The organism is Streptomyces fulvoviolaceus (genome assembly GCF_000718165.1).
Classification (GTDB): domain Bacteria; phylum Actinomycetota; class Actinomycetes; order Streptomycetales; family Streptomycetaceae; genus Streptomyces; species Streptomyces fulvoviolaceus.
The window spans coordinates 1-21,005 of record NZ_JOEY01000043.1 but is presented as its reverse complement, the minus strand read 5'-3'; the positions used below and the strand labels follow the sequence as shown (position 1 = coordinate 21,005).

The 21,005-nt window shown below is 70.9% G+C and carries 18 protein-coding genes and 2 pseudogenes; 8 read left to right on the top strand and 12 right to left on the bottom strand.

The window, feature by feature from the left end; all coding sequences use genetic code 11:
- Positions 1 to 24 precede the first annotated feature (24 nt).
- Positions 25 to 936 carry a LysR family transcriptional regulator ArgP gene (locus tag IG08_RS0137440; RefSeq protein ID WP_030613536.1) on the bottom strand — a complete coding sequence of 304 codons (912 nt, stop codon included), beginning with the start codon at positions 934 to 936 and terminating at the stop codon, positions 25 to 27.
- 69 nt (positions 937 to 1,005) lie between these two features.
- Between IG08_RS0137440 and IG08_RS0137435 the strand changes: the two genes are divergently transcribed.
- The gene (locus IG08_RS0137435) at positions 1,006 to 1,620 is read left to right on the top strand and encodes a LysE/ArgO family amino acid transporter (protein ID WP_030613531.1); all 615 of its coding nucleotides are present in this window, start codon (positions 1,006 to 1,008) and stop codon (positions 1,618 to 1,620) included.
- Between the two features lie 109 nt (positions 1,621 to 1,729).
- The gene (locus IG08_RS0137430; RefSeq protein WP_030613529.1) at positions 1,730 to 3,034 is read left to right on the top strand and encodes an MFS transporter; all 1,305 of its coding nucleotides are present in this window, start codon (positions 1,730 to 1,732) and stop codon (positions 3,032 to 3,034) included.
- 11 nt (positions 3,035 to 3,045) lie between these two features.
- Here IG08_RS0137430 and IG08_RS0137425 read toward each other — a convergent pair whose 3' ends face one another.
- Both IG08_RS0137425 and IG08_RS0137420 read right to left on the bottom strand, forming a co-directional pair.
- Positions 3,046 to 3,501: a cyclic nucleotide-binding domain-containing protein gene (locus IG08_RS0137425; RefSeq protein WP_030613526.1), complete on the bottom strand. Its 456-nt coding sequence runs from the start codon at positions 3,499 to 3,501 to the stop codon at positions 3,046 to 3,048.
- A gap of 280 nt (positions 3,502 to 3,781) precedes the next feature.
- Positions 3,782 to 4,003 carry a hypothetical protein gene (locus IG08_RS0137420; protein ID WP_030613523.1) on the bottom strand — a complete coding sequence of 74 codons (222 nt, stop codon included), beginning with the start codon at positions 4,001 to 4,003 and terminating at the stop codon, positions 3,782 to 3,784.
- Positions 4,004 to 4,261: 258 nt separating this feature from the next.
- Between IG08_RS0137420 and IG08_RS0137415 the strand changes: the two genes are divergently transcribed.
- The 5 genes from IG08_RS0137415 to IG08_RS0137395 all read left to right on the top strand — a co-directional run bounded on the left by IG08_RS0137415 (position 4,262) and on the right by IG08_RS0137395 (position 7,359).
- Positions 4,262 to 4,705, top strand: coding sequence for an ATP-binding protein (locus IG08_RS0137415; RefSeq protein WP_030613520.1), 444 nt, complete (start codon positions 4,262 to 4,264; stop codon positions 4,703 to 4,705).
- 190 nt (positions 4,706 to 4,895) lie between these two features.
- On the top strand, positions 4,896 to 5,756 hold the full coding sequence (locus IG08_RS0137410) for a SigB/SigF/SigG family RNA polymerase sigma factor (RefSeq protein WP_030613517.1): 861 nt from the start codon (positions 4,896 to 4,898) through the stop codon (positions 5,754 to 5,756).
- 18 nt (positions 5,757 to 5,774) lie between these two features.
- Positions 5,775 to 5,993, top strand: a complete 219-nt coding sequence (locus tag IG08_RS0137405; protein WP_030613513.1) for a DUF5133 domain-containing protein — start codon at positions 5,775 to 5,777, stop codon at positions 5,991 to 5,993.
- Between the two features lie 72 nt (positions 5,994 to 6,065).
- Entirely contained in the window at positions 6,066 to 6,899 is an 834-nt protein-coding gene (locus IG08_RS0137400) for a DUF1206 domain-containing protein (protein ID WP_030613510.1), read from the top strand.
- Between the two features lie 28 nt (positions 6,900 to 6,927).
- Positions 6,928 to 7,359: a hypothetical protein gene (locus tag IG08_RS0137395; RefSeq protein WP_030613506.1), complete on the top strand. Its 432-nt coding sequence runs from the start codon at positions 6,928 to 6,930 to the stop codon at positions 7,357 to 7,359.
- A gap of 14 nt (positions 7,360 to 7,373) precedes the next feature.
- Here the strand turns inward: IG08_RS0137395 and IG08_RS0137390 are convergent, their stop codons facing one another.
- Both IG08_RS0137390 and IG08_RS0137385 read right to left on the bottom strand, forming a co-directional pair.
- Positions 7,374 to 9,608, bottom strand: a complete 2,235-nt coding sequence (locus tag IG08_RS0137390; protein ID WP_030613502.1) for an FUSC family protein — start codon at positions 9,606 to 9,608, stop codon at positions 7,374 to 7,376.
- 65 nt (positions 9,609 to 9,673) lie between these two features.
- Positions 9,674 to 11,038: an NAD(P)/FAD-dependent oxidoreductase gene (locus tag IG08_RS0137385; RefSeq protein ID WP_043456214.1), complete on the bottom strand. Its 1,365-nt coding sequence runs from the start codon at positions 11,036 to 11,038 to the stop codon at positions 9,674 to 9,676.
- A gap of 351 nt (positions 11,039 to 11,389) precedes the next feature.
- Between IG08_RS0137385 and IG08_RS0137380 the strand changes: the two genes are divergently transcribed.
- The gene (locus tag IG08_RS0137380) at positions 11,390 to 11,749 is read left to right on the top strand and encodes a hypothetical protein (protein ID WP_030613497.1); all 360 of its coding nucleotides are present in this window, start codon (positions 11,390 to 11,392) and stop codon (positions 11,747 to 11,749) included.
- A gap of 5 nt (positions 11,750 to 11,754) precedes the next feature.
- On the opposite strand, the gene IG08_RS0137375 is transcribed toward IG08_RS0137380, so the two are convergent.
- From IG08_RS0137375 to IG08_RS0137345, 7 genes and pseudogenes are all read right to left on the bottom strand, one after another.
- Positions 11,755 to 12,159 (bottom strand): ATP-binding protein, encoded by a 405-nt coding sequence (locus tag IG08_RS0137375; protein ID WP_030613496.1) that lies wholly within the window; start codon positions 12,157 to 12,159, stop codon positions 11,755 to 11,757.
- Between the two features lie 123 nt (positions 12,160 to 12,282).
- Positions 12,283 to 14,187 carry an AMP-dependent synthetase/ligase gene (locus IG08_RS0137370; protein WP_030613494.1) on the bottom strand — a complete coding sequence of 635 codons (1,905 nt, stop codon included), beginning with the start codon at positions 14,185 to 14,187 and terminating at the stop codon, positions 12,283 to 12,285.
- Positions 14,188 to 14,343: 156 nt separating this feature from the next.
- Complete coding sequence (locus tag IG08_RS0137365; protein ID WP_030613492.1) at positions 14,344 to 15,432, bottom strand: glutamate--cysteine ligase 2; 1,089 nt, start codon at positions 15,430 to 15,432, stop codon at positions 14,344 to 14,346.
- Positions 15,433 to 15,495: 63 nt separating this feature from the next.
- Positions 15,496 to 17,697, bottom strand: a complete 2,202-nt coding sequence (glgB, locus tag IG08_RS0137360) for a 1,4-alpha-glucan branching enzyme (RefSeq protein ID WP_030613490.1) — start codon at positions 17,695 to 17,697, stop codon at positions 15,496 to 15,498.
- Positions 17,698 to 17,701: 4 nt separating this feature from the next.
- Positions 17,702 to 19,063: a maltokinase N-terminal cap-like domain-containing protein gene (locus IG08_RS0137355; protein WP_030613489.1), complete on the bottom strand. Its 1,362-nt coding sequence runs from the start codon at positions 19,061 to 19,063 to the stop codon at positions 17,702 to 17,704.
- Between the two features lie 42 nt (positions 19,064 to 19,105).
- Positions 19,106 to 20,510 (bottom strand): annotated as a pseudogene (locus IG08_RS54760) (alpha-amylase family glycosyl hydrolase).
- Positions 20,507 to 21,005, bottom strand: a pseudogene (locus IG08_RS0137345) (alpha-1,4-glucan--maltose-1-phosphate maltosyltransferase); the annotation flags it as partial. The pseudogenes IG08_RS54760 and IG08_RS0137345, both read right to left, overlap by 4 nt.

Below are 21,005 nucleotides of genomic sequence, written 5' to 3'. Positions count from 1 at the left end.
GCCCGTGGGTGCTGTGTGGGACTCTCAAAACGTCCCCTGGGCGCGCAGCGCCTCGGCGGCAGCCGCCACCACCGCCTCGGCCACGGCGGCCAGCGCCGGTGAGTCCAGCTTCCACTGCTGCCAGTACAGCGGTACGTCGACAAAGCGATCCGGCGCCAAGGGGACGAGGCGGCCGGCGCGGAGCAGCGGGTCGGCCTGTACCTCGGGGACCAGTCCCCAGCCCAGGCCCGCCGCGACGGCCTCGACGAAGCCCTCCGACGTGGGCACGGAGTGCCGTACCGCACTCGCCCCGCCCCGGCCCCTGCGCAACCGGCGGACAAAAGCGTCCTGGAGCTCGTCGCTCCGGTCGAAGGTCATCACCGGAGCGTCCGGGAGCGCCTCGCGCAGCGGCCCGTCGAGATGCTTCTCGACGAAGGCCGGGCTCGCCGCCGCGAGGTAGCGCAACCGGCCCAGGGCGCGGACCGAACAGCCGGCCACGGGATCCGGCGACGAGGTGACCGCGGCCATCACCAGGCCCTCCCGCAGCAGTTCCGCCGTGCGGGTCTCGTCCTCGTGGCGCAGCTCGAAACAGAGCCGTGGTTGCTCCGGCACACGCGTCAAGGCACTCAGGAACCACGTCGCCAGGGAGTCCGAGTTCACCGCGATCGAGACCCGTGTCGGCTCCGTCTCGCCGCGCATGCCGAGCTCGGCACGTGTGTCCCGTTCCAGCCGGGCCAGCTGCCGGGCGAACCGCACGACCACCTCGCCCGACTCGGTCGGCCGCACGGGTTTCGTGCGCACCAGCAGCACCCGGCCGGTGCGCTGTTCCAGGGCCTTCACCCGCTGGCTCACCGCGGAGGGCGTCACATGCAGGGCGGCCGCCGCCGCGTCGAACGTGCCCTCGTCGACCACGGCGAGCAGTGTGCGTACCTGGTCCAGGGGAAGCTCGGTCGTCATCACGACGGCTAATGGTACGTAAGAATCTTTAGCTGTACGCGCAGTGATCGATTCCCTAGCGTCGATGCCATGTCCGCTTCTCTCGCCGCCGCGGCCGCCGGATTCGGCACCGGCCTCTCGCTCATCGTCGCCATCGGCGCCCAGAACGCCTTCGTCCTGCGCCAGGGGATCCGCCGCGACGCGGTTCTCGCCGTGGTCGGCATCTGCGCCCTGTCCGACGCCCTGCTCATCGCCCTCGGTGTCGGCGGTGTCGGCGCCGTCGTGGTCGCGTGGCCCGGGGCGCTGAACGCGGTCGGCTGGATCGGTGGCGCGTTCCTGCTCTGCTACGGCGCTCTCGCCGCCCGTCGGGTGTTCCGGCCGGGGGCCGCCCTGCGGGCCGAGGGTGAGGCGGCGGGCTCCCGTCGGCGGGCGGTGCTGACCTGTCTGGCGATGACCTGGCTCAACCCGCACGTCTACCTCGACACCGTGTTCCTGCTCGGCTCCATCGCGGCCGACCGGGGCGAGCTGCGCTGGACCTTCGGGCTGGGGGCCGCACTCGCCAGTGTGTGCTGGTTCGCCGCACTCGGCTTCGGTGCGCGGCTGCTGGGTCGCTTCCTGGCCAGGCCGGCCGCCTGGCGGGTGCTGGACGGACTGGTGGCCGCGACGATGGTCGTCCTCGGGGTCGCGCTTGTGGCCGGGGCGTGAAGTCCACAACGCGCAGTCCACAAGCTGAGATTGCGGATCCCGCATGCTTGGACGGTGCTGCGATAGTGAACCCCGGACCCGAAAGATGTAACGAGCACCCAGGAAGCCCGTGGACACGAGTGAGAGCAGCACCGGCACCGATTCGCAGCCGCCCGCGAAGGAGACGGCGCAACCGGCCCGGCGCGGATGGCGCCGCTTCGCGATGGACACCCGCCCGCTGCGCATCCCGGCCTACCGCCGCCTGTGGACCTCGACCATCGTCACGGCCGTCGGCAGCCAGCTCACCGCCGTCGCCGTGCCCAAGCAGGTCTACGACATCACCGGCTCCTCGGCCTGGGTCGGCGCCGCGAGCATGGCGGGCCTGCTGCCGCTGATCGTGTTCGCGCTGTGGGGCGGGGCGATCGCCGACAGCATGGACCGCCGCAAGCTCCTTCTGATCACCAACAGCGGCATAGCCGTCACCTCGGTGCTGTTCTGGCTCCAGGCCGTCACCGGACTGGCCTCGGTGGCGGTCCTGATGGTGCTGCTCGCGGTGCAGCAGGCGTTCTGGGGTCTGAACGCCCCGGCCCGCAACGCCTCCATCGCCCGGCTGGTCCCCGAGGAGCAGCTGCCCGCCGCCAACGCCCTCGGCTCGACCGTCATGCAGACCGGTCAGGTGGTCGGCCCCCTGCTCGCCGGCGTCCTCATCCCGGTCATCGGCCTGCCCGAGCTGTATCTCATCGACGCCCTCGCGCTGTGCGTCACGGTGTGGGCGGTGTACAAACTGCCCTCGCTGCCGCCGCTCGCGGCCGCGGCGGCGCGCCGGGCGGGTGTACGGGAGATCGTCGCCGGCTTCCGCTACATCTCCGCGCACAAGGTGCTGCTGCTGTCCTTCCTCGCCGACATCATCGCGATGGTCTTCGGCATGCCCCGCGCCCTGTTCCCGCAACTCGCCTCCGAGACGTACGCCCCCTACGGCGAGGGACTGGCGCTCGGTCTCCTCTTCGCGGCGATCCCCATCGGCGCGGTGCTCGGCGGGCTGCTCTCCGGCACGTTCTCCCGGGCCCGCCGCCACGGCTGGATGGTCATCGGCGCGGTCGTCGCCTGGGGCGTCGCCATCACCGGCTTCGGACTGAGCGGCAGTCTGTGGCTGGCTGTGGTCTTCCTGGCGGTGGCAGGCGTCGCCGACATGGTCTCGATGGTCTTCCGCGGGGCGATCCTGCTGTCCGCCGCGACCGACGAGATGCGCGGCCGTATGCAGGGCGTCTTCACCGTCGTCGTCGCGGGCGGCCCGCGCCTCGCCGACGTCCTGCACGGCACGGCGGGCTCGGCCTTCGGCGCGCGCACCGCGGTCGTCGGCGGCGGGCTCCTGGTCGTCGCCGTGATGCTGAGCCTGGCCTTCGCGGTGCCGGCCCTGCGCCGTTACCGCGTCTGAAGCCCCGCGCGTTACAGGACGCCGCGCCGATGCGTCCCGTACTGCTCCATGAGCTTGCCCCGGGTCTTCTCCAGCCGGTGGGCGAGGATCTCGGCGACGCTGCGGACCAGGATCATCCCCAGCTGCTGGTCCTCCTCGCACAGTCCGAGCACCGCCGCCGCGTCGAACTCGTAGGCGCGTACGGGGCTGAAGGCCTCCGCGCCGAAGTCCCACTGGTACGGCGGGAACAGCCAGGACCAGCCGAGCAGGTCGCCGGCGCCGAGACTGGCGACGGTCACCTTCTGGTGGGACGTCACCTGCTGGGTGAGGGAGACGGCGCCGGAGCGGATGACCCAGAAGCGGTCGGCCGTCCCTCCCGCCTCGAAGATGTGGGAGTCCTCGGGGAAGGAGACCTCCCGGGCCAGCGTCATCAGACGCTGACGCTGGGGTGGAGGAAGGGCGATCAGCAGTTTTATCGCTTTGGTCATGACGCGGGGCTCCTCGCCGGCGATGGATTCCGGTGTTGTGCCTACGCCCATTTCAGCGGCTGCCGCCGTCCGGGGCACCTCGGCGGACGGGCTGACTCTTCGCGGCATGAAAAAGCCCTGGCTGGACGGGGGAGGCCAGCCAGGGCAGTAAGCGGTGGCGTCGGAGGACGAGTGGATCCACCCCGTCGCCACGTATGAATGAACCGTAAACCACTCATGGCGGTTCTGCGTAACCAAATCCGGGTCACGTGACCCGTTTCACTCGTCGCCCGCGTTCCGGTCACCCTTGGGCGGCGCGGCTCCCGGGGGTCAGGATCTCGTCCAGCACCCTCAGCACGGCCTCGTAGGCCAGGGTCCGTACGGCAGCGTCACGGGCACCGTCGGGATCGGCCGGCCGCAGTTCGTCACTCCGTGCCCGCCAGACCCGCTCCTCCTCCACCGCACAGGTTCTGGCGCGCCGGATGCGCCGCAACAGTTCGTCTGAGTCCACGACATCGGTCATAAGGTCCGCCTACCCCCACAACGCGATCGAATGGCCCGGCAGCCCGCCCGGAACGTCCCGCGACGGAATGTTTGGCAGCGCCCGGAGAGGTCAGCCGAAGAGAGAGACCCGCGGAATCCGCGCAGCGTACGGCACCGTCGCTGCGGTGGGATGGGGCAGCCGCCGTGCGCGACACGGCCGCCGCGGGCGTGGCCGGGCCCGGCTTCTGTTCCCACCGATCACGGAGCCATCCGTTTCACCGATCAGGAAGCCAAGGCAATGTGCGAGGAGCACAGGACCGAATCCGCCCTCGACCCCTCCGCCGCGGACCGGCGCGGTCCGCCCTGTCCGTGCAGGCCTGCCGAGGCGCGCAGGGCCGTGGAGCAGGCCGTGACCGAACGCTGCCGCGCCACCCACACCCCCTGCGACGCCGAGGCGCTCGCGGACGCGCTGCTCGTCGCCTCGGAACTCGCCACCAACGCGATTCTGCACGGCGGCGGCATCACCGACTTCCACGTCGACGTCGAGGGCCCGGACGTGCGGGTCTCGGTGAGCGACCGCAGCAACGCACTGCCGGTGGCCAGGACACGGGTCGACCCGCACGGGAGGTGGCGGCCCGGCGGCCACGGCTGGCCCATCGTCTGCCGGCTGGCACGCGACATCCGCGTGACGGACCTGCCCTCGGGCGGAAAGCGCATCACCGCCGTGGTGCCCCTGCCCTGAACGCCTCTCGTGTGCGAAACGGAGTGCGGGCAGCGGAGTTTGGGCCCACGACAGCAGGGCAGTCGCAGTTTCGTGCTTCGGACCGGAGGCGCGCCAGCGGGAGCGGTACGGCTGCTCCGGGGCTCTCCGGGTCCTGACGGCGACCCTCCCGCGGTTCATACCTGACACGACCGTTCAGGAGCGATTCCGCATGCTCATCGACATGTCGACAATCCGTCCCGGCACCCACGACCGTCCGTCCGCCGCGAACAGGCGGCGGCACGACGACGCCCCCGACACCGCAGCCCTCTTCACCCGTCTGGCCACGCTGGACGACGGCCCCGAACGCGACGCCGTCCGCGACGAACTCGTCACCGCCTGGCTGCCGATGGCCCACCGCATCGCCGGCCGCTTCCGAGACCGCGGGGAGTCGATCGAGGACCTGCGACAGGTGGCCGCACTGGGGCTGGTCAAGGCGATCGACCGGTTCGAACCGGACCGGGGCGCCTTCGAGAGCTACGCGGTGCCGACCATCACCGGCGAGGTCAAGCGCCACTTCCGGGACCGGATGTGGGCCCTCAGGGTGCCCCGCCGGGTACAGGAACTGCGCAACAAGGTACGCGTGGCGCGGCGGGAGCTGGCCCAGAGCCCCGGTGCCGCCGAACCGTCGCCCGCCGACATCGCCGCCCACACCGGGCTGACCGAGGACGAGGTCGGCACGGGCATGGAGGCTCTCGAAAGCTTCAGCACCCTGTCCCTGGACGCCGAGCTCTCGGCCCGCGAGGACGGCTACAGCCTCGCGGACAGCCTGGGTGCTCCGGACGCCTCGTACGACGTCGTCGTCGACCGCGAGTCCGCCAAGGAAGGCCTGCGCCGGCTGCCCGAACGCGAGCGCGCCATCCTCTACATGCGCTTCTTCGAGGACATGACACAGAGCCGTATCGCCGATCAGCTGGGCATCTCCCAGATGCACGTCTCGCGGCTCATCAGCCGCAGCTGCGCCCGGGTGCGCAACGAGGCGCTCGGCGAGCAGGCCCGCCGCCGCGGGGCCGGGGGACCGTCGGCGGCCTGAGCGAGGAGGTACGAGGCGATGCTGATCCCTCACCCCGCCTTCCTGCGGCGACTGGTGGAGGAGTACGAGGCGATCCGGGCCCAGGAAGTCGCGGCCGCGGCCGAACCGAGCCCGCGGACGCTGGACCTCGCCTACACGCTGTGCGTGTCGACGGGCACGCGTGACGTGAGACTGGCTCTGGAAGCCGCCCGCCGCATGCTCGCGGCCGCGCCCCGGCGCGCGCCTCTGGCGGAGTGAGAACAGCCGCTCCATCCCACGGACCGCGTGTGCCTACCCGCGGGCAGGGCAGTCGGACTCCAGGAGGTCGACATGAACACGGGCTCCCTGTCACGGACCGGCCGCCGCGAAGCCAGGCGCGCGGCGAGCGGCCCGGCGACAGAAGGTGCCGCGCGGGCGGGCTTCACCGCGCGCGGCGTGATCTACCTGCTGGTCGGTGTCCTGGCCCTGCAGATAGCGTTCGGCGACGGCACACGGCAGGCCGACCGCACCGGCGCCCTCGCCGAACTCTCGGACAAGCCGTTCGGCGCCGTCCTGCTGTGGGCGCTGGGCATCGGGCTCGTCTGCATGGCCCTGTGGCGGCTGTCCGAGGTCCTCTTCGGCTCGGTCGGACAGGACGGCCGTACGGCGAGGAAACGGCTCCTGGCGGCGGTCCGCTGTGTCTTCTACGCGTTCGTCGCCTACTCCGTGCTGTCCTTCGCCGTCGGTTCGGGCGGCGGCCGCTCCAGCGACAAGCAGTCCAAGGACGTCACCGCCCGGGCCCTGGAGGTGCCCGCCGGGCAGTGGCTGGTGGGCGCGGCCGGGGCCGGGATCGTCGTGGCCGGCGTGTGGATGTGCGTGCAGGCGGTGCGCCGGAAGTACCGCGACAAGCTCAAGCTCGGCGAGATGGGCCCGCGGGTACGAGGGCTGGTGGATGTGGCGGGTGTGGCCGGCGGGGTGGCGCGCGGAGCGGTGTTCGCCGCCGCGGGAGCCTTTGCCGTACGTGCCGCGGTCGACTATGAGCCCAAGCGGGCGAAGGGGGTGGACGACACCCTCCGCTCGTTCGCCGACACCCCGCTCGGGCCGTGGCTGCTGGCCTGCGTCGCCGTCGGTCTCGTGCTGTTCGGGGTGCTGTCGTTCGCGATGGCCCGCTGGCGCCGGGTCTGAGGCGCGCCAGGCTGGGCACCCGAACCGGATGAACGAACCCGAGCTTCCGCCCGACGGCCGGCCCGTGGACGTCTACCTCGACCTCCTCCGCATCCGCATGGCCTCGGAGGACTACCAACTCCTGCTCAGTGTGGTCGAACCGGTCCTGCGGGCCATCGACGAACAGCACCTGCACGCACTCGACTTCGCGCTCGACGACTCCCACTCCGACGGACTGCCCCAGGAAGTCCGCGACGAGGCCGCCCTGGTCATCGCCACGGCCGTCACGGGCAGGCTGGACAACAAGGTGATCGAACTCCAGGTGGACGACACCGGCCCGGTCCGGGTGGTCACCGACGCGGACACCGCCGCCGACCCGGAGCGCCTGGGCAAGATCGCCGCCTACATCCGCGAACGCCATCGGCTCAACGAGGAGTTGCGCGGCATCGCCGAGGCGAGCGGCCTGCCCACGGACCTCTGACCGCGGGGACGGGGTCAGTTCTTCGGCGCCGCGACGGGAACGCCCAGCGGCCGGGCCAGACCGGTCACCGACTCGTCCAGCCGCTGCAGATGCCGCAGCACCCGGTCGGTGACCCGGCCGAACCGCGGCGTGCCGGGCACGTCGGACTCGAGGAGCGAGGCGATGCTCGGCCCTCTCTCGATCGCGACCTCCGCGTGCTCGTCGGCGACGCGTGCGGAGATCGCCGCGATGTTGTGCCCGGTCCGCCGCCAGGCCCGGCGCAGCCGCGGGTCCGCCGCGATCGAAGGGTGGGTGGGCAGGAGTTCGGCCGTCGCGGCCAGCGAACGCGCGTGGTACGCGCACGTCTCCAGAAGGGCGACGACGTAGCGGGCGGTGTCGCGCCGGGCCCGCAGGGGTGTGATCGGGTGGGTGAGCGGCTGGGTCGCGGCGCGCAGGTCGGCCAGCGCCTGGTCCAGGTCGCGCGCCTTGTCGAGCAGTTCGGCCGGGGTGCCGCCGCTGAGCTGGTCCACGGCGGTCTCGGTGACGTCGGCGAGCCGGTCCAGCACGGTGACGAGGAGTTCGTTCGTACGGCGGTCCGTGCGCACCGGCAGCACCAACGCCGCCGCGACGACCCCGCAGGCGGCGCCGAGCGCCGTCTCCTCCACGCGCAGGACGAGCACCGAGAGGCTGTAGGTGTGCAGCAGGGTGTAGAGCAGCCCCAGCGCCGCGGTGACGAAGAAGGACATCAGCGTGTAGGAGAGCGGTGCGGTGTAGAACATCGCGAAGACGAACACCAGGACCAGCGCGAACGCCGTCCAGGTGTGCTGCCCCACCAGCCCCGCCAGGACGATTCCGGCGACCACACCGAGTACGGTTCCGAGCAGCCGGCGGTAGCCCTTGACCAGGATCTCGCCGGTGGAGGCGGTGTTGATGAACACGATCCAGCAGGTCAGCACCGCCCAGTACCAGCGCTGACTGGAGAGGAACTCGCCGCCGACCATGGCGAGCGACGATCCTACGGCGACCTGCACGGCGGCCCGCGTGGTGGGCCGTTGTAGGCCGGTCGGCTCCCCCTCCTCCTCGGCGTCGAGGACCGCGTCCTCGGCGTCCAGCTCCTCGCGCGAACGGGCCGTCGCGGGGGAGTCGTCCGAGTCGTCCTGCGGCCCGTCCAGGGCGATCCGCAGCCCCAGGACCGCGCGGGCGGCCTCGCCGATGCCCCGGAACGCGTCCTGGACGGCGGGTGGGGCGGGCGGCAGGTTCTCCTCGTCCCGGTACCCCAGAAGCCGGTTGCGGACGTGGGACAGCGCGGTTCCGGAGCTCCCGGCGACGGGACGCAGAACGAGTGCGCGCAGTGCCTGCAGGTCGCGGCGGAGCGTGGCGAGCGCTTCGTCCCGCCCGGGCAGCCGGCCCGCCGCCGGAGCTGGCGCACCCGGCAGGTGCAGGGTCAGCGTGTCCGCCCGTTCGGCGCTGCGGGCCGTCAGCAGCAACAGGCCGAGGCGCTCGGCGGCGATCTCGGCGTCCGCGATACGCCGCTGCACGAGCCGCGCCACGCCTTCGTCGGAGGTCCCCTCCTCTAGCCGGCCCTGGATCATCAGGGCCGTCTCGTGCAGCCGCGCCGTGCCCTCGCGCACGTTCTCCAACGCCTCGTCCACGTCGTCCGGTCCGGCGTCGAGCAGCTCCAGCTGCGCGGACACCAGCTGGGCGAGGCGGGCCCGGAAGGCCTCCCGGAGGCGTTCGAGAATGCCCTCGGGAGTCTCCGGTACGAGCACGAAACGCACCGCTGCGCTGCACAGGAAGGCGACGACGATGACGCCGTACAGCCGGGGCAGGCCGGACACCGTGGCGCTGACGAACAAGGACAGGAAGTAGATCTGGAAGCCGATCAGCCCCAGCGCGGTGCCCCGGTCGCCGAACCGGCGGCCGTAGACGGCGCAGAAGATGAGGGCGACGAAGAAGAGGTCACCGGCCACCACCCGGGAGCTCAGCAGCGCGCCGAGCGACACGGAGGCCAGCGCCACGGGCAGGCCCAGCGCGAGCGTGACGGCCTGCGGGCCGCGCTGTTTCTCGCGGATGGCGAAGGTCGAGACCATCGCCGCCATGGCCCCCGCCACCAGATGTGTGACGTCGGCCCGCAGGAGAGTGAGCACGGCCAGCGTGAGCGCTATGGCACCCACCGTCCGCAGACCGGCGGTCAGCCGCAGCAGCCCCGGGTCGGACGCCGCGCCGCGGTCCCTGAGCCGTGCCCGCACCGACCGTCCCGCTGCCTTCACGCCGCCGTACTCACTCCCGTGTCACGTCATGATCCTTGACTCAGCATGTCACGACGTGTGCCGCGCTACTCCTCGCGGTCCGCGCCCTCGACTTGGGCCCGCACCTGTTCCGGCGTCAGGTACGAGTCGGTGTACTCGAAGTCCCTCAGCTTGGCGGCCTTGCGGGACTGGAAACCGGTGCGGACGAAATCGTCGCCCGCGAGCGCGTTGAGAACCCAGTTCGTCATCACCCGGGTCTTGGCGACGTTGGTCCGCAGCGCCGACCAGTGGTAGCCACGGGCGACGGCCTGGGCGGGCAGACCGCGCAGTTCGATGCCGAGCGGCTTGGAGACGGCGTCCTTGCCGCCGAGGTCGACGACCAGGCCGAGGTCCTTGTGGACGTACGGCTTCAGCGGCCGGCCCCGCAGCGTGGCGATGACGTTGTCGGCGACGAGCGGGCCCTGCCGCATGGCGTGCTGCGCGGTGGGCGGGCAGACCGCGCCCTCCTGGCCCTTGGCCTCGTCGGGCACCGCGGCGGCGTCGCCGAGCGCGAAGACACCGTCCTGGCCCGGCACGTTCATCTCGGCGGTGACCGCGAGCCGTCCCCGGACCGTCTCCGCGCCGAGCGTGGCGATGAGGGGGCTCGCGACCACACCGGCGGTCCAGATAAGGGTGCGGGTCGGGATCACCCGGCCATCGGTGAAGGTGACCTCCTCGGGCCCCGCCTTCTCGATGGAGACGCCCAGGGAGATGTCGATGCCCCGCCGGGTCAGGATCTGCTGCGCGCTGCTGCCCAGCTTGTCGCCCAGTTCCGGCATCAGCTTCGGCGCGATGTCGATGAGATGCCACTTGATGAGCCCCGGGTCGATACGGGGGTAACGCTTGACGGCGGCGTGGGTGAGCTTCTGCAGACACGCCGCGGTCTCGGTGCCCGCGTAGCCGCCGCCGACGACCACGAACTGCAGCCGGGACGCGCGTTCGGCCTCGTCCTGGCTGGCGTCGGCGAGGTCGAGCTGCGAGATGACGTGGTCGCGGACGTAGGCGGCCTCGGCAAGGGTCTTCATGCCGAACGCGTGGTCCGTGAGGCCGGGGATGTCGAAGGTGCGGGTGATGCTTCCGGGGGCCAGCACGATGTAGTCGTACGGCTCGTTGACGATCTGGTCGGTGATGGTGCGGATGACGCAGACCTTGGACTTCAGGTCCACGCCGATGGCGCCGCCCGGGATGATCCGGGTGCGGTACTTCTTGCTGCGGCGCAGGGAGACGGCGATCGACTGGGGCGTCAGCACACCCGAGGCGACCTGGGGCAGCAGGGGGAGATAGAGCTGGTAGGCGAACGGCGTCACCAGGGTGACGTCTGCTTCGTCCGGGGAGAGTTTCCGCTCCAGGCGGCGAACGCACTCCACGCCGGCGAAGCCTGCGCCAACCACCAGGATCCTGGGTCGTGTCACGGTGTTTCATCCCTTTCTGCGGCTCCAGGCGGTCTGCCTCGAACGCCATTCATCTGCCCGTGGATCGCTGCTTCGCACCTCATCGATCCCACCGTGCCCTGTGCCGTTCCGCGAGCGGGGCGCGGCAGTCAGACGAACGCGTCGAGCATCATCATGTCCGCCCGGGCCCGCGAGCGCACCGGGGGGAGTGGTGAAGGCCGTGCGGGGACCGGACGGGACGGCACCGTTTGTGAGGGCCCGGGCGCCGAATGTGCGTGCGTGAGGAGGGTATTGGGTGCTGTGAGCCCGGTCGGCACGGACCGTCCGGCCGACGGCTCGGGACCCGTGCGGGGCTCGGGAGGAAGGAACAGCGTGGCCATAGACAGAATCTGGTCGTACGCGTCCGACAGCGGGCACGTCGAGGGGCAGGACCTGACGGGGTTCACCGTCGTCGCGAGCGACGGCACGCTCGGGCGGGTGGACCGGCAGGCCGACCCGTTCGGAATGGGGCATCTGGTCGTCGACACGGGTGTCTGGGTGTTCGGCAGGAGCGTGCTCGTACCGGTGGGTGTCGTCACCGGCATCGACCCGGGGGGCCACCGGCTCACACTGGCCTGCACCGGGGCAGAGGTGAAGGCGGCGCCCCGCTTCCAGACCGACAGCGAGACCAGGGACCGGGAGTACCTGGCGGCCGTCGGCGCCTACTTCCTACGGCTCGTGACCACGGCCTGAGACGGTCACCAGGGCAGGAACGCGTGGACGTCCTTGCCGCGGTCGTCCGTCACCACGCTGACCTGGTCGCACAACGCGTGGACCAGGTGCCAGCCGATGCCCCCGCCGCCGTGCCGCGGATCGAAGGAACGGGGCGCGGGCGGCGTGGTGCTGGTGTCGCGCAGCGTCACATGGACGCCGTCGAAGGTCCGGCGCATGCGCAGCGTGAAGGGGCCGGGGGCGTACTGGACGGCGTTGGCGGCTAGCTCCGTGACGACCAGCAGGATGTCGTCCCAGTGTTCCGGGCTGGCGGGGGGTGCGTCCCGCGCGAGTCCGCACAGGAAATCCTCCGCGGCAAGCCGTGCACCCGTCACGTTCTGTGGCTCTCCCACAAAACGTGTGGTCTGGCTCGGTATTGCCTCGGAAGTCAGTGTCTCGTCCCAACGCGGCTCGGTGTCAGCGGTGCTGTCGTGTGTTCTCTCGCGTCGCCACTGTGCCGTGTTCCCGAGCCCACGGAGCCCAATCGTCCTTGCGGCCCGGTACCGGGCGGCCGCTCACCGGAACACGTTGTCCGAATCGTCCCAGCTCAGCAGCTCGTCCGGCGCACTCCGCCGAGCGGTACCCGAGCGTGCCTGGTACATCGCGTCGATCTCGAACGCGTACCGGCGGGCGATCTCGTCCCGGCGCAGCTTCATCGACGGCGTCAGCAGTCCGTTGGCCAGGTCGAAGGGTTCCGCGAGCACCCGGAACACCCGGATGGACTCCGAGCGCGACACCGTGCTGTTGGCGGCGGCCACGGCGCGTGCGATCTCCTCCCGCAGCGCGTTCTCCTCACGGGCCTCGCGCGCGTCCCGGCCCGAGGGGTCGTGCTGGGTTGCCAGCCCGCGCCAGTGCGCCAGGAACTCCGGGTCCAGGGTGATCAGGGCCCCCACGCAGGGCCGGTTGTCGCCCACCACCACCGCCTGGTGGACGAGCGGATGCATCCTCAGCCGCTGCTCCAGGGCGGCCGGGGCCACGCTCTTGCCGCTGCTCGTGACGATGATGTCCTTCTTGCGGCCGGTGATCGTCAGATAGCCGTCGGAGTCCAGCCGCCCGAGGTCCCCGGTGGCCAGCCAGCCGCCGTACAGAGCGCCCCGTGTCGCGGCCTCGTCGTTGACATAGCCCTGGAACACCGACGGCCCGCGCACCAGGATCTCCCCGTCGTCGGCCACCCGGACGTCCGTGCCCGGCAGGGCCTGACCGACGGTCCCGGACTTCTCCCGGCCCAGCGGCTGCATCGTGATCCCGGCGCAGGTCTCCGTGAGCCCGTATCCGTCGTGCACATAGATGCCGATGCCCTCGTAGAACAGGGAGAGTTCACGGTTCAGGGTCGAGCCGCCCGAGGTCGCGCGGCGCGCCCGGCCGCCCAGTGCGCTTCGCAGCCTGCGGTACACCGTCCGTTCGTACAGGGCGTGTTGGAGCCGCAGGTCGAAGCCGGGCCCCGGGCCCTCGCCCAGCCGCTGCCGCTCGCAGGCCGCGGCGAAGTCCCGTGCCGTGCCGGCGGCCCGCTCGAAGAGGGCGCCGCGGCCCGTCTGCTGGGCGGTCCGCAGGAAGTTCTTGTAGATCTTCTCGAACACCGACGGTACGGCGTAGAAGTACGTGGGGCGGAAGGAGCGCAGGGACTCCGCCAGCGCCTCCGCGCTCAGGTCGGGCTCGTGGGCCATCAGCAGGCCGCCGCGCACGCACAGACCCTGGATCATCAGGCCGTACACGTGCGAGAAGGGCAGAAAGGCGAGGACGGAGGGCTGCTGCCCCGGCGGCGCCGCCGTGTGGCCCCAGCCCGCGAGCAGTGTGTCGCAGGGGCTGGCCAGGCCGCGGTGACTCAGCGCGCAGCCCATGGGGTGTCCCGACGTGCCGGAGGTGTAGGCGACGACCGCGGTGGAGTCCGGCAGCACGATGCGGCGCAACGACTCGACCGTGGCCAGCGGGATGAACTCGCCCCGCTCCACCAGCTCCTGGAGCGACCCCGCGTCCAGCTGCCAGACATGGCGCAGCCGCGGCAGATGCGCGCACACGGAGCCGACCGTCATCACCGCCTGCTCGTCCTCGACCACCACGGCCACACAGCCGGCGTCCCGCAGGATCCACTCGACCTGGTCGCGCGACGACGTCGGATAGATCGGCACGACCTCGGCGCCCACCGCCCACAGGGCGTAGCTCAGGACCGTCCACTCGTAACGGGTGCGCGCCATGATCGCCACGCGGTGGCCCGGCGAGATCCCGGACGCGATCAGCCCCTTTGCCAGGTCCATGACCTCGTCCCGCAGCTCCACGGCCGTGACCTCCTCCCAGCCGGAGGTCTCGGTACGGCGCGCGATCATCGGGAGGGTGGGGTTCCGGGCGGCCATGTCGAAGACGCTGTCGGCGAGACCGCCGGTCGAGTGCGAGGCGGACGGAGGAGCGAGGACGAAGTCGCGCATGTGCTGGTCCTGACGTGTGCGGGGTGTGACGCCGCCGTCGAGCACGGTCATCTGCGGTGCTCGAATGTAGTCGAGGTGGGAGCGGAGGGTAACCGAATTGGAGAAGTATCCCCGCTCTAGTTGATCTCGACCTGGTCGTGTGCTGTCGAGGCGGCTTCACGCCTGGGTGTGGCGCACGCACTCGGTGACCACGTCCCGCAGGCTCCCGGTGCGCTCCATCAACTCGCGTTGCACCCGGGCGCCGTTGCCGTGCCGCAGGAGCCCGGCGCAGACGTCCTGGGCGCGGTCGAGGTCGCCGCTGTCGGCGAGCGCGTCCCCGACGTGCTCGAGCAGCGCCCGCACCACCGTCTCCGCGGGCATGCGCCGCAGCGTCGCCGGGTGGAGCAGCTCGTCGGTCAGCCCGGACCGCGCGGCCCGCCAGGCGGCCAGCCGGAGCAGGCTCACGCTGTGCTCCGCAGGCTCCCGGCCCGCCCGCCACTCACGCGCGGCGGTCTCCACCAGGCCGCGGGCGAGGGTGGCCACGAGTACGGCGGTGTCCGCGTGCAGACAGACGTCCGCGACCCGGATCTCCACCGTCGGGTACTGCCGGGACAGCCGCGCGTCGAAGTAGATCATCCCCTCGTCGAGGATCACGCCGGTCGCCACCATGGCCGCGACCCGCCGGTGATAGCGCTCGGCCGAACCGAAGGGCTCGGTCGGACCGGCCGACGGCCACCGGTGCCACACCCGGCTGCGGTAGCTGCTGTAGCACGTGTCCTTGCCCTGCCAGAAGGGCGAGTTGGCGCTCAGCGCGGACAGCACGTACAGCCACGGCTGCATCCGGTCGATGACGGCGATGCCCTCTTCGTCGGACTCGACGGACACATGGACGTGGCAGCCCATCACGAGCTGTTCCTGGGTGGCGATGCCGTACTGCTCGGCCATCCACCGGTAGCGGCGCCCGACGCTGACGGACGGGCTGACGGGCAGCGGTGAGGTGGCCAGTGCGGCGACGGTGCAGCCGATCTCCCCGGCGTGCCGGGCGGCCTCCTTGCGGCAGCGCACGATCTCGGCGTGGAGCTGGTCCATGCCCGACTGCGGGTGCGTCGCGAACTCGAGCATCTGGTTGTGCAGCTCCGTCTCGAAGACGTCCTGCTCGGCGTCGTCCTGTACGGCCCGGGCCAGTACCGCGGCGGACAGCGCCTGCGGTTCACCGGTCTCCGGGTCGACCAGCAGGAGTTCCTCCTCCACTCCGACGGTGCGCACGTGATGCCGCCCTTCTGCCACGACGACGATGTCGTACGACCCGACTGCCCAGGGGGCGGCCCCTCACACTGACGTGAACCAGACCGTCGCGAGGGGAGGCAGCGTGAGCCGGACCGCACCGTTCTCCGGCTTGACCGGGTCGGGGTTGGTCACGTCGCTGCCGCCATAGCGTGCCGCGTCGGTGTTCAGGGTCTCCTGCCAGGCGGGGACGCCCTCGGGGACGGCGAGACGGTAGTCGTGGCGGACGACGGGGGAGAGGTTGGAGACCGCGAGGAGGGGGGTGCCGTCCGTGTCGTACCTGAAGAACGCGAAGACGTTGTCCTCGGCCGCGTCGCCGACCACCCACTGGAAGCCGGCGGGGTCGGTGTCGCGCTGCCACAGGGCCGGGGTGCGGCGGTAGACGATGTTGAGCTCGCGGACCAGGTCGCGCACGCCCCGGTGGTCCGGCTCCGCGCCGTAGGCCGGGTCGAGAAGCCACCAGTCCGGGCCGTGTGCCTCCGACCACTCGGCGCCCTGCGCGAACTCCTGGCCCATGAAGAGGAGCTGCTTGCCGGGGTGCGCCCACATGAAGCCCAGGTACGCACGGGCGTTGGCGCGTTGCTGCCACCAGTCGCCCGGCATCTTCGACACGAGGGACTGCTTGCCGTGGACGACCTCGTCGTGCGAGATCGGGAGCACGTAGTTCTCGCTGTACGCGTACACCATCGAGAAGGTCATCTCGTTGTGGTGGTACTTGCGGTGGACGGGCTCGTGGGCGATGTAGCCGAGCGAGTCGTGCATCCACCCCATGTTCCACTTCAGACCGAAGCCCAGTCCGCCGCTGTCGGTGGGCCGGGTCACCCCGTCCCAGGCCGTGGACTCCTCGGCGATCGTCACCACACCGGGCGCCCGCCGGTAGACCGTCGCGTTCATCTCCTGCAGGAAGGCGACCGCGTCCAGGTCCTCCCGGCCGCCGTGCACATTGGGCGTCCACTGGCCGGAGTCCCGCGAGTAGTCGAGGTAGAGCATGGAGGCGACGGCGTCCACGCGCAGCCCGTCGATGTGGAACTCCTCGCACCAGTACACGGCGTTGGCGACCAGGAAGTTGCGCACCTCGACCCGTCCGAAGTCGAACTCGTACGTCCCCCAGTCCGGATGCTCCGCCCGCCGCCAGTCTCCCGGCTCGTACAGCGGGTCCCCGTCGAACCGGGCCAGCGCCCAGTCGTCCTTGGGGAAGTGCGCGGGGACCCAGTCCATGATCACGCCGATCCCGGCCCGGTGCAGGGCGTCGACGAGGTACTTGAAGTCGTCGGGAGTACCGAGCCGGGAGGTCGGCGCGTAGAAGCCGGTGACCTGGTAGCCCCACGAACCGCCGAAGGGGTGCTCGGCGACCGGCATCAGCTCGATGTGGGTGAAGCCCAGGTCCTTCACGTACTCCGGGAGCACATCAGCGAGTTGACGATACGTCAGTCCCTGTCGCCAGGACGGCAGATGGACCTCGTACACCGAGAGCGGGGCCTCGTGCACCGGGACCTCCCCGCGCCGTGACATCCAGTCCTGGTCGCCCCACTCGTGGTGAGAGGAGGTCACCACGGAGGCGGTCGCGGGCGGCACCTCCGTGGCACGCGCCATCGGGTCGGCCTTGAGGAAGCGGCTGCCGTACCGGGAGGTGATCTCGAACTTGTACCGTGCGCCCTCACCGACACCCGGCAGGAAGAGTTCCCAGACGCCCGACGAGCCGAGGGAGCGCATCGGGAAGGCCTGTCCGTCCCAGAAGGTGAAGTCCCCGGCGACCCGGACGCCCTGGGCGTTCGGCGCCCACACCGTGAAGCGGGTTCCGGTCACGCCCTGGTGGGTCATCGGCTCGGCGCCGAGCGCCGTCCACAGTTGCTCGTGCCGGCCTTCGCCGATGAGATGGAGATCGGTCTCGCCGAGGGCGGGCAGAAAGCGGTACGGGTCGTGCGCCTCCTGCTCCCCGTCCGCGTACGACACCAGCAGCGTGTACTCCGGAATCGCGTCGAGGGGGAGTACGCCGGAGAAGAGGCCGTCCCCCTCCGACGCGAGCCGTCTGCGCTCGCCGTCGACCACGACGCTCACCGAGCGGGCGAACGGGCGCAGCGCCCGGAAGACGGTCCCACCCGGGACCGGATGGGCACCGAGCAGCGCGTGCGGATCGTGGTGGGCCCCGGACAGCAGGCGCTCACGGTGGGCAGGGACCAGTGGGGGAGCCGCACCGCAGTGGGTCGGTCCGGAGGGCTCGGGCAGCGAGGTGTCGTGCAGGGCCACGGCGTCAGTCTCCTCTCACGGCGAGGCGTTCGATCGCCGCCATCGGTACGGGGAGCCAGTCGGGGCGGTGCCTGGCCTCGTAGAGGACCTCGTAAACCGCCCGGTCCGTTTCGTATGCGCGCAGCAGTCCGTGTTTCTTGCGCGGGTCCCAGCCGGCGCGGGCGGCGTAGCCCGCGCAGAAGGCCTCCCGGCAGCGGCGGGCCCACTCCGGACGCCAGGGGCGGCGCTGGCGGGCGGCGTAGTCGAAGGAGCGCAGCATGCCCGCGATGTCCCGCACCGGGGACTGGGCGGTGCGCCGCTCGGCGAGCGGGCGGGAGGGCTCGCCCTCGAAGTCGATGACGAACCACTCGCGACCGGCCCGCAGCACCTGGCCGAGGTGCAGATCGCCGTGGACGCGCTGGGCCGGCGGCCCGGCGTCGCAGGTGGCCAGCGCGCCGAACGCGGCCCGCAGACCCGGGACGAACGGCTTGAGCGCCGGTACGCAGCACGCGGCGGAGTCCAGCCGCTCGGTCATCGCCGCCGCCGTGAACTCGTTCTCGCCCGGCGCCCCGGTGGGGAAGGCCGAGGCCAGCGCGAGGTGCACCTCCGCCGTGGCCTGTCCCAGCTCGTGCGCCTGCGCCGTGAAGTCGTCGCCGGTCTCGAGGGCGCGTAGAGCCAGTGCCCAGCCGTCGGACGCGTCGCGCAGGTACGGCTGCAGCACGCCGAGCGTCGCCTCCTGCGGATGCGTGGTCCGGAACCAGGCCACGGGCGCGGGGACACGGTGGCAGCCCTGCCTCGCCAGCGCGACCGGCACCTCCAGATCGGGATTGACGCCGGGCTGGATGCGGCGGAAGACCTTCAGGATCAACTCGTCGCCGTACACCAGCGAGGAGTTGGACTGCTCGGCTTCCAGCAGCCGCGGCGGAAGCCCGGCGGGCACCGGCAGGGACCGGTCGCCCTCGAAGCGCAGCGGACCGGCCGCGCCGGGATGCCGCAGCCGCTCCAGGAGCAGCTGGGCGGACCGCGGGTCGTGCAGCGCGTCGTAGACCGTCAGACCGGCGAGCGGGCCCTCCTCCGCACGGCCGATGAGCGCCCGGCCGAGCCGCGGCGACAGATGCTCCCGTACGCCGAGCAGCAGCTGGTAGCAGTCGCCGGCTGGGGTGGCGCCGCCGGGCGCGGGCACGCCGCCGTGGCCGGTGTGGACCAGCAGATGCAGACAGCCCGGATACAGCTCGGTCATCGACAGCAGGCTGAGCTCCGTGACCGGCCGGTCCTTGCCCGCGAACCAGCGCTGGCGTGGCAGCCACTGGCGTAGCAGCTCGCCGAGCGAGGCCAGGGGATCGGCCAGGAGCGTCCGTCTGGGGCGGACGGATGCGGTCTTCGGCATGGTGACGCGTCCTTTCGTCGGCACACGCTCAGAGGCACACGCTCAAAGTCGTCGACCGATGCGGGATGCGACTCGGGAGAGCCGGAACCAGTAGAAGCCGTGCCCGCCGAGCGTCAGCAGATACGGCAGCTCGCCGATGGCCGGGAACCGCACCCCGCCGAACAGCTCGACCGGGTGCCTCCCGGCGAACTCACGCAGATCGAGCTCGGTGGGCTGCGCGAACCGGGCGAAGTTGTTCACACACAGCACCAGGTCGTCCTCGTACTCCCGCAGGAAGGCCAGCACCGCCGGATTCGAGGACTGCAGCTCGGTGAACGTGCCAAGGCCGAAGGCGGGGTTCTGCTTGCGGATCTCGATCATGCGGCGGGTCCAGTGCAGCAGCGACGAGGGCGACGCCATGGAAGCCTCGACGTTGGTGACCTGGTGGCCGTAGACCGGGTCCATGATGGTCGGCAGGAAGAGGCGACCGGGGTCGGCCGTGTCGCCGAGCCAGATGTTGTCGCCCATGCCGATCTCGTCGCCGTAGTAGAGGATCGGCGAGCCGGGGAGTGGCGTATTCCGCCCACATGTAGTCGCGTTCCTCGTCGGTGACCATTTCGAGGGTCAGCTCGTCGTGGTTCCGCAGGAAGATGCCCCACTGGCAACTCGACGGGATGGCCGGGGTCTTGGCGAGGATTTCCGAGACCGGATAGCGCGATTCGCGGCGCACGGCCATGAAGATGCGCGGCATGACCGGGAAGTGGAAGGCCATGTGGCATTCGTCGCCGCCGCTGGAGTAGTCGCCGAAGTAGTCGACGACGTCCTCCGGCCACTGGTTCGCCTCCGCCAGCAGCACCGTGTCCGGATACATCGCGTCGATCTCGCGGCGGACGCGCTTCAGGAACTCGTGGGAGGCGGGGAGGTTCTCGCAGTTGGTGCCCTCCTGCGCGTACAGGTAGGGCACGGCGTCGAGGCGGAAGCCGTCGATGCCGAGGTCCAGCCAGAAGCGGAGGGCGGCCAGGATTTCTTCCTGGACGGCCGGGTTCTCGTAGTTGAGGTCCGGCTGGTGGGAGAAGAAACGGTGGAAGTAGTACTGCCCTCGCACCGGGTCGTGGGTCCAGTTGGAGGCCTCGGTGTCGACGAAGATGATCCGGGCGTCCTGGTACTGCTTGTCGTCGTCGGCCCACATGTAGTAGTCGCCGTAGGGGCCGTCCGGGTTCTTGCGGGATTCCTGGAACCACGGGTGCTGGTCGCTGGTGTGGTTCATGACGAAGTCGATGATGACGCGCATGCCGCGCTGGTGGGCGGCGTCGACGAATTCCACGAAGTCGGCGAGGTCGCCGAACTCGGGCAGCACGGCGGTGCGGACCAGTACCTCGTAGAAGACCGCGCGTTTGAACCAGTCGGGGTCCCGGTCCTTGGCGGGGGTGTCCTCGAAGGTGTCGTGGACAGGCTCGTTGACAGTCACGCTCTGGACCCTCCGATCTGCGGTGTCCACCGCTGGGCGTGGAACACGTGCGCGGGTGCCCGGCCGGGCTCGAGGCGCACATAGTTGTTCCTGCCCCAGCGGTAGGTCTCACCCGTCAGTTCGTCGTGCACGGACAGGGACTCGTGCCCTTCCAGGCCGAGTTGCGGCATGTCCAACGAGACCGTGGCCTCCTGGGTGTGGTGAGGGTCGAGGTTGACGACCACCAGAACCGTGTCCGGGCCCGTGCGCTTGCTGTACGCGATGAGCGCGTCGTTGTCGGTGGGGTGGAAGCGGATGTTCCTGAGCTGCTGGAGGGCGGGGTGCTGCCGCCTGATGGTGTTGAGGCGGGTGATGAGGGGGGCGATGGTGTCGCCGGTCTCCCAGTCGCGGTGTTTTATCTGGTATTTCTCCGAGTCGAGGTATTCCTCGCTGCCGTCCCGCAGCGGGGTGTTCTCGCAGAGTTCGTAGCCGGAGTAGATGCCCCAGGTGGGGGAG